The following is a 12543-nucleotide window of genomic DNA, read 5'->3' on the forward strand; positions in this document are numbered from 1 at the left end:
ATCAAAGCAGGCAATGGCCTTGCATGGGACCAGAGTTAGCGCTGAAGCGCCAACTCTGGTCGACACTGGAGGTGAGAGCAAACTCAGGCTGCACCGTCGGGGATGAACACGTAACCCAGACCCCACACGGTCTGAATGAAACGCGGGCTGCCCGGATCAGGTTCGATCAGCTTGCGCAGACGCGAAATCTGCACGTCGAGACTGCGGTCGAAGACTTCGTACTCACGGCCGCGTGCGAGTTCCATAAGCTTTTCACGCGACAGCGGCTGGCGCGGATGACGCGCGAACACCTTGAGCACCGAGAACTCGCCCGTGGTCAGCGGAATTTCCTGGCCGGCCTTGGTGAGCGTGCGGGTAGCGAGATTCAAGGCGAACTCGCCGAACTCGAACACCTCGGTGGTTTCGGACGGCGCGCCCGGCAACTCCGAAGGCGACTGGCGGCGCAACACCGCGTGGATCCGCGCAACCAGTTCGCGCGGATTGAACGGCTTGGGCAGATAGTCGTCGGCGCCCATCTCGAGCCCGACGATACGATCGACGTCTTCACCCTTGGCCGTGAGCATGATGATGGGCGTACGGTCGTTGCTGCCGCGCAGACGGCGGCAGATCGACAGACCGTCTTCGCCGGGCAGCATCAGATCGAGCACCAGCAGGTCGAAGCGCTCACGCACCCAGAGCTTGTTCATGGAAGGAGCGTTCTCGGCGACATAGACATTGAAGCCCTGTTCACCGAGGTAGCGGCGCAGCAGATCGCGCAGGCGCGGATCGTCGTCGACGACGAGAATTTTCGAAGGGTTTTTGGTTTCCATGGTCGGCATCTTAGCGCGATTAGAAAGTGGTGCGCGTTTGCATCGTTTTCGGGGTTACAGTCAGTTACAAAATTTACCCGCAGTGTGGCACGACGTAAAGCGGGGGCAGGTAGACTCCTTTACTGAATGCGGCTGTTCGGTGGATACTTCACTCGAATAAAACTCTCGTACCCGGCCCGTTACCGGGGTCTGTATACGCATTTGAGGTAGCCGGTTGCCGCGCCACGAAGGGAACAACATGAAGGGAGGGGTTTGGCCGAATGTGCGCCTCAGCGTGATTGCACTGGCGGTAGCCGGTACGCTTGCAGGCTCACTGGTACCAACGCTCGCCCATGCCCAGCCTTCGGCCGACAGAGCTGCGAGCGAGCGCTCGCCTAAGCCAGGCAGATCCAATCGCCACGATCCCGCGACCGAACGCCCCGCGTCGGATGTGATTATGCGCACCGCTGTTCCCCCCGATCTCGATCAACGCCGTCGTGATGGTCATATGACGCCCGACGAACGGCGTCTGTTACGGCAGCATATCGAAGACGCTGTCCGCGAACTCTATAAGCGATAGCTATTTTCGTGCCTGCGTTGGCACGCGCTTCACTCTTCGTCCCGCAACATCTTTCGCGTTCCGCCGTGCGTGAAAAAATTCGTTGCACTTCCCTCGTCAACTTCCCGCCCCGTCTGCCGTTGAATCGTCAATGCGAAGCGCGCCGTGCATGCATTGCGTGCGCCGCCGCTTGTTCAACGTGTCCCGTCAATCCGGATGATCGATGATGAGATTGCTCACAGGTGGTAATTGCCGCCGCAGGTTGGCAGCATGGGCCACTGCCATGACGGTCCTGGCAATCGGTTTACCGGCTGCGGCCGTGGGTTTGCCGCCCGCCGCCGTGCCGTCGGCAGCGTCGCATGTCGGACATCGCACTCATCATGCGCCCACTGCAGGCGACAGTGCGGCTTCCGAACGCGAGCAGAGCATTCTCGATGCCGACGACGCGCGCTTCTTTCTGACGCGCGTCGGCTTCGCACCAGATGCCGCCGAGCTCGCGCAATACGTCGGACTCACGCGAGTGCAGGCCGTCGACACAGTGCTCGCGAGCGCCAGAACCGAGGCGGTCACGCCGCTGCCCGACTGGGTCCTCGAGCCGATACCGACACGCGAAACGCGCAAGGCATGGACCGATGATCAGCGTCGCGAAGCGCAGCGATTGCGCGGACAGCGTTACGAACTATTACGCGCATGGTGGGTGCGCGAGATGCTGGCCACGCCGTCGCCGCTTACCGAGCGCATGACGCTGTTCTGGCATAACCACTTCACGTCGGGGCAGGACAAGGTGCAGTATCCGCAGCAAATGGCGCTGCAGAACCTGCTGTTGCGCCGAAACGCGCTCGGCAATTTCGGCGAGCTTCTGCACGACGTCGCGAAAGATCCTGCGATGCTGCAGTACCTCGATGGCGCGAGTAATCGCAAGGGCAAGCCCAACGAAAATTTCGCCCGTGAGGTGATGGAGTTATTCACGCTTGGCGAGGGGCATTACTCGCAACGTGACGTGTCCGAGGCGGCGCGCGCTTACACCGGGTGGAGTCTCGATCCCGACACGCAGGCCTACGTGTGGCGCTCCAACCAGCATGACGAAGGTGAGAAGACCGTGCTTGGCAAGACCGGGCCGTTCGATGGCGATCAGGTGCTCGATATTCTGCTGGCGCAGCCAGAGACCTCCACCTTCGTGACCACGAAATTGTGGCGCGAGTTCGTCTCGGATACGCCGGACCCGCAGAGTATCGCGCCGATCGCGGCGCGCTTCCGCGCGAGCCGCTACGACATCAAGGTGGCGTTGCGCGGCATTTTCCTGAGCGACGCGTTCTGGGAGGACGATCATCGCGGCGTCCTCGTGAAGTCGCCGGCGGAGTTCGTGGTCGGCACGCTGCGCGCATTCGACATCGGCTATGAGAATACCGCGCCGTTTGCCGCGCAAATCCGCACGCTCGGCGAAAACCTGTTCTATCCGCCGAACGTCAAAGGATGGCCGGGCGGCACGACATGGATCAACAGTTCCACACTGCTTGCCCGCAAGCAGTTCGTCGAGCAGTTGTTCCGCGCCACCGAGGCCGCGGGTCCACTGCGTACGGCGAATCTGGCGGGCGCGAGGATCGCGGCAAGCGACGCGATGTCCGGCATGCAGACCACAGCGCCGCTGCAGCGCGCAACGGCGCATGCCGCTCAGGGTGGCAAAGGTGGCGTACGCTTCGACATTGGAACATGGCTCGCGCGTTACAACACCGCACCGACGGCCCGCCCCGGATTGTCGGCCGAGTTGCAGTTGCAACACGCGGTCTTGCCGCTCACGCCGGTGGACGCGATCGAGACCGATTCGACCGCGGGCGCCTATCTGCAAGCATTGCTGATGGACCCGGCGTATCAATTGAAGTGAGCCATTGAAACAGGCACGCGCCAAACGGTGAAAAAGACGGGACTGTCGAAGCGGACATGACCCGCGCCGTGACAATCGAACGAGGTGCAGGATGAAACGACGCAGCTTTCTCTCGATGTGCGCGGCTTCGAGCGTCACGTTCTGGCTGCCGCACGCATACGGCGCGCAGTCGGCGGAGCCGCGCGCATCGTCGGCACGCGGCTACGAGAACCTGTTGATCCTCATCGAATTGAAAGGCGGTAACGACGGTTTGAATACCGTGATTCCGTTTGCCGATCCTGCTTACTATCAGTTGCGCAAGAACATTGGAATCAAACGCGAGCAGGCGATTCAACTCGACGAGCGCACCGGATTGCATCCGTCTTTGCAACCGCTCATGCCGCTGTGGCGCGACCGGCAACTGGCGATCGTGCAGGGCGTGAGCTATGCCCAGCCCAACCTGTCGCATTTCCGTTCGATCGAGATCTGGGACACCGCGTCGCGTTCCGACCAGTATCTGCACGAAGGATGGCTCACCCGCGCGTTTGCACAAATGCCGGTGCCCGTCGGGTTCGCCGCCGACGGCGTGGTGATCGGCAGCGCCGAGATGGGGCCGCTCGCGAACGGCGCGCGCGCCATCGCGCTGGTCAATCCGGCGCAGTTCGTAGCGGCTTCGCGGCTCGCCACGCCCGTATCGCTGCACGAGCGCAATCCGGAGCTGGCGCATATTCTCGACGTCGAAAACGACATTGTGAGAGCCGCCGACCGGCTGCGTCCAACGCAAGGCCAGCCTCAGTTGAAAACCGTCTTTCCGGGTGGAGCCTTCGGCAGTTCGATCAAGGCAGCGATGCAAGTGCTCGCGGCCGGCGACGCACCGAAAAACGACCACGGCGTTGCGGTGATCCGCCTGACGCTGAACGGTTTCGATACACACCAGAATCAGCCGGGTCAGCAGGCGGTGCTGCTCAAGCAACTGGCGGAAGGAGTGGCGTCGATGAAATCCGCGCTCGTCGAACTCGGTCGCTGGGACGATACCTTGGTGATGACTTATGCCGAGTTCGGCCGGCGTCCGCGTGAGAACCAGAGCAACGGCACGGACCACGGCACCGTGGCGCCGCATTTCGTCATGGGCGGACGCGTGCGAGGTGGTCTATACGGCGTCCCGCCGGTGCTGGCGCGGCTCGACGGCAATGGCAACTTGCCGGTCGGTGTCGATTTCCGGCAGCTTTATGCCACGGTGCTCGGGCCGTGGTGGGGGCTCGACGCGCCGGCGATTCTGCAGCAGCGGTTCGAGCCGCTGCCGTTGCTACGGGTTTGACGGCAGCTTTTGTCGACACCCTTTGACGACACCTTGGCAACGGTTTTTGGGAGCCCATCTACCGACGTCTTTTTCTAGCGACGCGGTGAGTGACGCGCCGACCGCTTCCGACGCCAGACCGCCGCCAGATCGACGCGCCGCCCGGTCACTTTGCGCGCCACGCGATCCAAAGCTTGCGAATCGGCGTCAATGCGATGCGTTGATGCAGCACGTGATAGCCGTCACGTTCGATTTCATCCAGCAGAGCCAACGCCAAGGCGGCTTGCGCGACGAGCGTGCGCTGCGTGCGGCGCTCGTTGGCGGGCACGGCGCCGAGGGCGTTTTGCAGTGCATCGCGGGCGCGCTTCGTCTCGAAGCGCATCAACTCCGTGAATGCCTCGGTGTATTTCCGATTGATCAGATCCGCGGCGGTCACATTGAAGCGCTGCATTTCGTCGATCGGAATATAGATGCGGCCGTGGCGCGCGTCATGGCCCGTTTCCACGACGAATTGCGCAAGCATTAGCGCCTCGCCGAGCGGTGCGGACCAGTTCGACGCCTGAGCGGCGTCTTTCGCCGTGGCGCGCGCGACCAGCGAGGCGAACGTGCCGCCCACGCCTTGCACGTAGCGCCGCAAATTCGGGTAATCGAGGTAACGGGCCTGGTCGAGGTCCATTTCGAACCCGGCGAGCAACGTTTGCAGCGCCGGATACTCGGCTTTCACGTCGGGCAGATGCGCGGCCAGCGCCTTGGACACCGGATGCGACGGCGAACCCGAAGCCAGCGCGGCGATTTCGTTTTGCCACCACGCGAGTTTCGTGCGGCCAATGGCCGGATCGCTCGTCTCCTTGACCGTTTCCTCGAACTCGCGGCGCAGCGCGAACAGCGCGGTCAACAGCGGCTGGCTGGCCGCGGGCGCCCGCCGAAGCGCATAGTAAGTGCTCGATCCGGGCGGCGCCGCTTTCTGCTGGCAATATTCTTCGAAATTCACTGGATTGGGAATGTGGGGAAGGGCAGGCGAAGAGGGGGCACGTCGTGCGTGCATCAAGCCAAAAATTGTAGCATCGGCGCCGCTTCGACAGATGCCGGGCAAATGCAGACAAGCGCGAATCAATCGGTTAGAATCTCGCGCTTACGCTTTCGGGCGCGTGTTTCAGACGCGGCCGACAGTATGCAGGACAACGGGCAAACGCATCGCGCATTGCCCGGCTGCGAGGGTGGCGAAATTGGTAGACGCACCAGGTTTAGGTCCTGACGCCCGCAAGGGTGTAGGGGTTCGAGTCCCCTCCCTCGCACCATTTATTCGTAGTGAAAAACCCCGTCAAGTCTTTGGGCTGACGGGGTTTTTTGCTTTTTCGGCAATGCCGCCGGCGCTATTCGGCCGCGCTCAGGCGTCCGGCGTTTGCGCGGGCGCTTGCGTGCCTGGCAGATCCGCTTGTGCGGCGCCTTCGAGAAAACGACGGGTCGATTCGAACGCCTGCAACATCTGATCGGGCCACGGCGTTTGCAGCATGACCGCCTGGTGATTTTCGAAGGCCGACGACAATAGCTTCGCGAGCTCAGGCGAGCGAAGATGACGCAGCAGCACACTGACCGCGATCGCCGTAGCCTGGCTTGCGCCGGCCGTCTGGAGTTCCGAAGCGGTGAGGGCCGCGACCTGTTTGTTGATATCCACTGCAACTTCCTTGGATGAAATGTGGGAGATGAAGGCTCGATGGCCGGTGCCGAATTTTGACATGGTTGGCGCCTTATCGTGGCCGCCTGCCGTATGCGCTCGATGCAATGTCACTTCATGCTCGTGCAGGCGTCAATATCGGTATTCTGGACGGTGTGCGCGCTTCGCCGTGACGATCTGGGTGAGGCGCCGGGTGAGCCGGTTGAGCCGGCTGTTCTGGCTCATTGGCGCCGTGCTGCTCGCGGCGACTTTGCTCAAGCGGGTTCTGTTCGACCTGTCCCTCGTGACGGAAATCGGGAGGACCGCATCGTTTATCGGCATCGGGTCGATGTTGCTATTGATCGGCTTCATCGGCTTCTTCTCGCCGTTGCCGCCCAAGGCTATGGTCCTGGAAACTGAACAATGAAACATGTCTTCGCATTGACTGGCTGGGGTGTTGCGATCGTCGCGGCGTGGACGTGCGCGCCCGCATTTGCGGCGGATGATTTCGCACAACGCTTCGCGCTCCAACTCGACGAGGGCGCCGCGCATTACAGCATGACGTTGCCGGCAGCCGTCTACGCGGCAAGCCAGCGCAGCGATCTGGGTGACGTGCGCATCTTCAACGGTGCGGGCGAGCCGGTGCCGTACTCGCTCGACGCGCCTCGCGAACCCGCTCGCACGCCGCCCACGCTGCGTCCGGCGCGCTGGTTTCCGTTGCCGTCCACGGCCGCCAAAAGCGCTGGCGCGCCGCTCGGGGTGACGATTGCCGGCGATGGTTCGTTGCGTGCAACGTCGGCGCCGCCGTCCCGCGCGCAGCACGACACGGACGTAATCGATACCGGGCGCTTGTCGCGCACGAGTCGCGTGAGCGCGTTGCTCGTGCATCTGCGCGACGACAATTACCAGGGGCGCGTGGGCGTGGAAGCCAGTGATGATCTGCGTCACTGGCAACCCGCGGGCGACGCACAACTCCTCAAGGTCAGCTACAACGGCAGCACGCTGAGTCAGGACAGGATCGAACTGGGCGGCACACCTGCGCGGTACCTGCGTTTGCGCTGGCTCGACGGCGCGCCGTACGTCGACTCGATGGAGATGGAGGTGCAGGCGGTTGCCGTCGAGCCCGTGCAACGCGCGGAGCGGGCGTGGCGCGAAGGCATCGTCGCCCACGCGGGCGTGAAGCCCGGCGAGTACTTCTTCAACACCGGTGGCCCGTATCCCGTCGACCGGCTGCGGCTGAATCTGCCTCAGCCAAATACCGTCGCGCCTGCCGTCGTCTATTCCCGCTCGGGGCTGGAGGCGCCGTGGCGCGAAGTCGCCGGTGCGATGCTGTTCCGCTTGCACAACGGCGCGGTGGAGCAGAGCAATCCTTCACTCGAATTGACGCCCGACGCGGATCGGCAATGGCGTGTGGTGGTCGACACGCGCAACGGTGGGCTCGGCAGCGGAGCGCTAACCATTGCCGCGGGCTGGCGTCCGGCTACGCTGACTTTCGCCGCGCGTGGCGCGGCGCCGTTCACGCTGGCGGTCGGGAGCGCGGCGACGGCGTCGGCGGCGGTGAGCCGGAGCGAGTTGTTGATGGGCGCCTCAGCAGTGCCCGCGACGGCCCGTCTGGGTGACGCGCTATCTGCCGAGCAGGCGGCGAGCGCGCAGGCCGCGAGCCACGATCCGGATGGGACGCGCCGCTATTTGCTATGGGCGGCGCTGCTGCTGGCCGTCGGTTCGCTCGGGGCGATCGCCTGGCGACTCGCGCGACGCGCTCAGGTTCGAGCGGGCGTGGCGTCTGGTGGTGTGTCTGGTGGGTCCGCAGGGTCCGGTGTGGCGAGCGCGACGACTCACGATGCCGCCACGGGTGACACAAACGGGCAAGGCGGCAACGGTTGAACTCGGCGCGCGCCTATGCCGCGCCGGTCACTCTTCCTCGCGCGCGGTCATCGTGCCGATGATCTTGTCGAGCGCGTGGCCGAACGCGAGTTGTTCCTGCTCGTCGAGGCAGCCGAACATGTCACCGTTCCACTTGCGCGCGATCGGCATCACCTTGCGATACAACGCGCGGCCCTCGGGCGTGAGGGAGACCAGCACGACACGGCCGTCTTCGGCGCTCGCTTCGCGCTTCACGAGTCCTTGTTTGATCAATGCTTCAGCGGCGCGGCTTGCCTGGCTTTTGTCGAGATTGGCATGCCTTGCCAGTTCCATGATCGAGAACGGCCCGAACGATCCCACCGACGCAATCACCCGCGCCTCGGGCAAGGTGACGCCGAGCTTGTCCTGATAGCGTTCGCTGATGCCGCGCTCGGCGAGTTTGTTGAGAACATGCAGACGGTACGTGAGGAATTGTTCGAGCCCGGCTTTGGGTGCCTTCATGGTCTTCCCGTAGTGAGTGAGCGGTCGCGGCGCTGTGATTGTTGCCGCAACCGTCCTGCCGGTCAACGCGTGCCGTACTTCAGGCGCGTCAACTGTTCGGCTTCGTCCGCCAGAAGGCGTGCCGCGTCGCGAATCGCGAGCTCGAGCGTGATCGGCCCGGGTGCCGGCGAGAAGCACCCGCTGAAATATTCGGCAAGGCGCGGCAAGGCCGCGGAGTCGACCCCGCCCGAGAGCAGCGTGGCGGGCACGCCCGCTGCCTGCGCATGACGGCACGCGATGAAGGGCGCTTTGCCGTGCAGCGTTTGCACGTCCGAGCGGCCCTCGCCGGTGATCAGCCAGTTCGCGCCTTCAAGCGCGGCGTCCAGACCGATTTGCCGCGCGACGGTTTCCGCGCCCGGTTCGAACTGCGCGCCGAGCATATGCAGCGCGAAGCCGAGGCCGCCGGCCGCGCCCGCGCCGGGCTGGTCGCGCGCCGTGCGGCCGAGCGCCGGTTCGAGCAGATCGGCGAAGCGGGCAAGCGCTGCGTCGATTGAAGCAATCTGCTCGGGTTTCACGCCCTTTTGCGGACCGAACACCGCGGTTGCGCCGTGGTCGCCAGTAAGCGGATTGTCGACGTCCGACATGCCGACGAACAGTGTGTCCGCCAGGCGCGCGTCGAGTTGCGACACGTCCACTCGCGCAAGCCGCGCGAGTTGTTCCGGTGTGGCGTCGAGTTCCTTGTCCTGCGCGTCGAACAGCTTGAGGCCGAGGCCCGCCAGCAGGCCCGCGCCGCCGTCGTTCGTGCTGCTGCCGCCAAGCGCGACGAAAAAGCGCCGCACGCCGGCGTCCATCAGCGCGCGAATCGCTTCGCCCATGCCGCGTGTGCTACGCGCCTCGACGGGCACGCCCATTCCCACCGGATCCGTAATGCCGACGATCTCCGCCGTTTCGATAATCGCGCTGCCATCCGCAAGGAGGCCCGTGAGCGCTTCGCGCACCGGCCCTGCCGCGCCGCGCACGATTAGCTTGCGGCGCTCGCCGCCGCTCGTGAGCATGGCGTCGAGCGTACCTTCGCCGCCGTCGGCCATCGGGCAGATGCGCACGCTCGCGTCGGGGCGGGCGCGCTGGATACCCGACGCGATCGCTTGCGCGACCTGTTCCGCGCTAAGCGAGCCTTTGAAGGAATCGGGAGCAATGACGACGACGGGCGAGGACGGCGAATTCGGCATGGTGTCTCTGAATGGTTGGAGTCGTTGCGAGGGCGGGTGAAATGACGATGCGGGCGCAGCCCCGAGCGCGTCCATTAGCTTATCAGCATGGGCGCGCCGACTGAATATGTCGAACGGCATAGCGGGCATTGTCGGCGGCGGCGCGCGCAACCGCGCGGCGCATCAGTCCGGCGACGCTGAATGATCGATGTGAAGTGGCGCAAAGCGCCCGGCTTGCGCGTGAGAGCAGGTGGCGCAGGGGCGGCGGCACGCCGCCGGGGGCGCACCGGAACGGGGCAGAAACTGGCATCAAACAGATCGGAAAGCGGCCGGAAACCGATCAAAATCCCGATAAAAAAGCGCGCATTCATCGAATCCCGGCTAGTCGCGCAAATAGTTTGCTAAAATATTCGGCTCTTTGGACCCAACCGTGCTGCCGGTGGCCTGCAAGCCCGCGGCGCAGGCGCGCAATCGATGCTAAAGACGTGATCGCCACACTGCGCGACACCGCGCAGCATCGAAAAGCGGCACGGAGAAGATAACTGATTCGCTCGAATAATTTTAGGACGATTGAAGCCATGGCTAACGTTGTTGAAAACCTCGGCAAGCTCGAACGCCGCGTCACGATTTCCCTGCCGAAGGACGCCGTGCAGAAGGAAGTGGACTCGCGTATCCGTCAACTCGCGAAGAACGTGCGCATGCCGGGTTTCCGCCCGGGCAAGGTGCCGCTCAAGATGGTGACGCAACAGTATTCGGGCCAGGTGGAAGCCGAAGTGCTGAGCGACAAGGTCGGCAAGGAATTCTTCGACATCAGCCGCGCCGAAAACCTGCGCGTCGCTGGTCAGCCGAGCTTTGCGCCGAAGACCGACGCCACTGAAGGCGACTACGCGTTCGACGCGACATTCGAGGTGTATCCGGAAGTGAAGCTGGGCGACGTCGCCACGGCGGAAATCGAGCGCACCACGACCACCATCAGCGAAGCGGAAATCGACCGCACGCTGGAGATCCTGCGCAAGCAGCGCGTGCACTTCCACGCTCGCGGTGAATCCGGCGAGCACGGTGACGGCGGCGCGGACACGGCGGCCAAAGAAGGCGATCGCGTGACGGTCGACTTCGTCGGCAAGATCGACGGTGAAGTGTTCCAGGGCGGCAGCGCTGAAGACTTCGCGTTCGTGCTGGGCGAAGGCCGCATGCTGCCGGAATTCGAAAAGGCAGCCACTGGCCTGAAGGTCGGCGAAGCGAAGGAATTCGACCTGGCTTTCCCCGAGGACTACCACGGTAAGGAAGTCGCCGGTAAGACCGCGCAATTCACGATCACGATGAAGAAAATCGAGTGGCCGCATCTGCCGGAAATCGACGGTGAATTCGCCAAGTCGCTCGGTATCGAAGACGGCGACCTGACCAAGATGCGCGCTGAGATCAAAGACAATCTCGAACGTGAAGCGAAGCGCCGCACGCAAGCCATCGTCAAGAACCAGGTGATGGACGCGCTGCTGAAGATTTCGGAACTCGACGTACCGAACGCGCTGATCGAGCAGGATCAGGAACGCCTCGTCGCGATGGCGCGTCAGGATCTGGAGCAACGTGGCGTGCCGAACGCCAAAGACGCACCGATTCCGGCTGCCATGTTCAAGGAACAGGCTGAGCGCCGTGTCAAGCTGGGCCTTGTGCTGGCCGAGCTGGTCAAGGCCAATGAACTGCAAGCCAAGCCGGAGCAGATTCGTGCCGAAGTGGACGAATTCGCGAAAAGCTATGAAGACCCGAAGGAAGTCGTCCGCTGGTATTATTCCAACCAGCAACGCCTTGCCGAAATGGAAGCGTACGTCGTTGAAGCCAACGTCGTCGATTTCGTCCTTGGCAAGGCTAAGGTGACGGACAAGGAAGTGAGCTTCGAAGAACTGGCAAGCGCAACGGCGCAAGCGTAAGCGTCGCTGCAACGGCGTGCCGGCTGTCGGAGCGACGGCCCGCACGCCGTTTTTTTGTGCTGCAAAAGTGTGGAGCGTTGTGTGAGGCACAGGCATCCCGCTCGCACTGATCGCGCACTTGAATACGGGGTCGTCGACCACACCTGTCTAGCATGTAATATTCAGAATATTTCAGACAAGGATCCACTGCATGACCTTTCGCGCTCAAATGCTGGACACGTTGACCTCCCAGTCGTCGCGGGATCTCGAAGCGCAGGCGCTCGGTCTGGTGCCGATCGTCGTGGAGACGAGCGGCCGGGGCGAGCGCTCGTATGACATTTATTCGCGTCTGCTGAAGGAACGCATTGTGTTCCTGGTCGGCGAAGTGAACGATCAGACGGCTAATCTCGTGGTTGCGCAGATGCTGTTCCTGGAAAGCGAGAACCCGGACAAGGACATCAGTTTCTACATCAACAGCCCGGGTGGTTCGGTGTCCGCCGGTATGGCGATTTACGATACGATGCAGTTCATCAAGCCGGACGTCTCTACGCTGTGCATGGGTCTCGCGGCCAGTATGGGCGCGTTCCTGCTGGCAGCGGGCGCGAAGGGCAAGCGTTTTGCTCTGCCTAATTCGCGGGTGATGATTCACCAGCCCCTCGGCGGTGCTCGCGGTCAGGCGTCGGATATTGAAATTCAGGCGCGCGAAATCCTGTATTTGAAGGAACGGCTGAATCATCTGCTGGCGCATCACACCGGCCAACCGGTCGAACGTATTGCACGCGACACCGACCGCGACAACTTCATGTCCGGCGACGACGCGCAAGCTTACGGTCTGGTTGACCAGGTGGCGCACAAGCGTCCTTGATCTGGTGCGGTTTTGCCCCGAATTGGGGTAAAACCGTTAGCCGATCGATTGTGAAACAATCAAG

At 63.1% G+C, this 12543-nt stretch carries 11 protein-coding genes, 1 tRNA gene and 1 pseudogene; 8 read left to right on the plus strand and 5 right to left on the minus strand.

Annotated features, from left to right (window positions below):
- Window positions 1–83 precede the first annotated feature (83 nt).
- Window positions 84–818 carry an osmolarity response regulator transcription factor OmpR gene (gene ompR / locus P0D71_RS32525; protein ID WP_006048917.1) on the minus strand — a complete coding sequence of 245 codons (735 nt, stop codon included), beginning with the start codon at window positions 816–818 and terminating at the stop codon, window positions 84–86.
- Between the two features lie 229 nt (window positions 819–1047).
- Here ompR and P0D71_RS32530 point away from each other — a divergent pair, with 229 nt between their 5' ends.
- From P0D71_RS32530 to P0D71_RS32540, 3 genes are all read left to right on the plus strand, one after another.
- Complete coding sequence (locus P0D71_RS32530) at window positions 1048–1368, plus strand: hypothetical protein (protein WP_091794408.1); 321 nt, start codon at window positions 1048–1050, stop codon at window positions 1366–1368.
- A 262-nt stretch (window positions 1369–1630) separates the two neighbouring features.
- Window positions 1631–3229: a DUF1800 domain-containing protein gene (locus P0D71_RS32535; RefSeq protein WP_408483573.1), complete on the plus strand. Its 1599-nt coding sequence runs from the start codon at window positions 1631–1633 to the stop codon at window positions 3227–3229.
- A gap of 91 nt (window positions 3230–3320) precedes the next feature.
- Window positions 3321–4526 (plus strand): DUF1501 domain-containing protein, encoded by a 1206-nt coding sequence (locus P0D71_RS32540; protein WP_408483574.1) that lies wholly within the window; start codon window positions 3321–3323, stop codon window positions 4524–4526.
- A 145-nt stretch (window positions 4527–4671) separates the two neighbouring features.
- On the opposite strand, the gene P0D71_RS32545 is transcribed toward P0D71_RS32540, so the two are convergent.
- Entirely contained in the window at window positions 4672–5496 is an 825-nt protein-coding gene (locus tag P0D71_RS32545) for a squalene/phytoene synthase family protein (RefSeq protein ID WP_408483575.1), read from the minus strand.
- Window positions 5497–5716: 220 nt separating this feature from the next.
- Here P0D71_RS32545 and P0D71_RS32550 point away from each other — a divergent pair.
- Window positions 5717–5803, plus strand: a tRNA-Leu gene (locus P0D71_RS32550).
- Window positions 5804–5892: 89 nt separating this feature from the next.
- On the opposite strand, the gene P0D71_RS32555 is transcribed toward P0D71_RS32550, so the two are convergent.
- Window positions 5893–6180 carry a hypothetical protein gene (locus P0D71_RS32555; RefSeq protein ID WP_091794399.1) on the minus strand — a complete coding sequence of 96 codons (288 nt, stop codon included), beginning with the start codon at window positions 6178–6180 and terminating at the stop codon, window positions 5893–5895.
- Between the two features lie 117 nt (window positions 6181–6297).
- On the opposite strand from P0D71_RS32555, the pseudogene P0D71_RS32560 reads away from it, so the two are divergent.
- Together P0D71_RS32560 and P0D71_RS32565 are read left to right on the plus strand one after the other, a co-directional pair.
- Window positions 6298–6586 (plus strand): annotated as a pseudogene (locus P0D71_RS32560) (DUF2339 domain-containing protein); the annotation flags it as partial.
- Window positions 6583–8043, plus strand: coding sequence for a DUF3999 domain-containing protein (locus tag P0D71_RS32565; protein WP_408483576.1), 1461 nt, complete (start codon window positions 6583–6585; stop codon window positions 8041–8043). The pseudogene P0D71_RS32560 and the gene P0D71_RS32565, both read left to right, overlap by 4 nt.
- Before the next feature lie 27 nt (window positions 8044–8070).
- Here P0D71_RS32565 and P0D71_RS32570 read toward each other — a convergent pair whose 3' ends face one another.
- Together P0D71_RS32570 and P0D71_RS32575 are read right to left on the minus strand one after the other, a co-directional pair.
- On the minus strand, window positions 8071–8523 hold the full coding sequence (locus P0D71_RS32570) for a MarR family winged helix-turn-helix transcriptional regulator (protein WP_091794395.1): 453 nt from the start codon (window positions 8521–8523) through the stop codon (window positions 8071–8073).
- 62 nt (window positions 8524–8585) lie between these two features.
- The gene (locus tag P0D71_RS32575) at window positions 8586–9731 is read right to left on the minus strand and encodes a glycerate kinase (RefSeq protein WP_408292862.1); all 1146 of its coding nucleotides are present in this window, start codon (window positions 9729–9731) and stop codon (window positions 8586–8588) included.
- 557 nt (window positions 9732–10288) lie between these two features.
- Between P0D71_RS32575 and tig the strand changes: the two genes are divergently transcribed.
- Together tig and clpP are read left to right on the plus strand one after the other, a co-directional pair.
- Window positions 10289–11635 carry a trigger factor gene (tig, locus tag P0D71_RS32580; RefSeq protein WP_091794390.1) on the plus strand — a complete coding sequence of 449 codons (1347 nt, stop codon included), beginning with the start codon at window positions 10289–10291 and terminating at the stop codon, window positions 11633–11635.
- A 190-nt stretch (window positions 11636–11825) separates the two neighbouring features.
- Window positions 11826–12479: an ATP-dependent Clp endopeptidase proteolytic subunit ClpP gene (gene clpP / locus P0D71_RS32585; RefSeq protein WP_007182010.1), complete on the plus strand. Its 654-nt coding sequence runs from the start codon at window positions 11826–11828 to the stop codon at window positions 12477–12479.
- The last annotated feature ends 64 nt before the right edge of the window (window positions 12480–12543 follow it).

This window comes from Paraburkholderia sp. RL17-383-BIF-A (assembly GCF_046028015.1).
Lineage (GTDB): Bacteria > Pseudomonadota > Gammaproteobacteria > Burkholderiales > Burkholderiaceae > Paraburkholderia.

Coding starts and splice junctions, on each gene's coding strand:
- ompR (WP_006048917.1), bottom strand. CDS start 818: ATGCCGACCATGGAAACCAAAAACCCTTCGAAAATTCTCGTCGTCGAC.
- P0D71_RS32530 (WP_091794408.1), top strand. CDS start 1,048: ATGAAGGGAGGGGTTTGGCCGAATGTGCGCCTCAGCGTGATTGCACTG.
- P0D71_RS32535 (WP_408483573.1), top strand. CDS start 1,631: ATGACGGTCCTGGCAATCGGTTTACCGGCTGCGGCCGTGGGTTTGCCG.
- P0D71_RS32540 (WP_408483574.1), top strand. CDS start 3,321: ATGAAACGACGCAGCTTTCTCTCGATGTGCGCGGCTTCGAGCGTCACG.
- P0D71_RS32565 (WP_408483576.1), top strand. CDS start 6,583: ATGAAACATGTCTTCGCATTGACTGGCTGGGGTGTTGCGATCGTCGCG.
- P0D71_RS32570 (WP_091794395.1), bottom strand. CDS start 8,523: ATGAAGGCACCCAAAGCCGGGCTCGAACAATTCCTCACGTACCGTCTG.
- P0D71_RS32575 (WP_408292862.1), bottom strand. CDS start 9,731: ATGCCGAATTCGCCGTCCTCGCCCGTCGTCGTCATTGCTCCCGATTCC.
- tig (WP_091794390.1), top strand. CDS start 10,289: ATGGCTAACGTTGTTGAAAACCTCGGCAAGCTCGAACGCCGCGTCACG.
- clpP (WP_007182010.1), top strand. CDS start 11,826: ATGACCTTTCGCGCTCAAATGCTGGACACGTTGACCTCCCAGTCGTCG.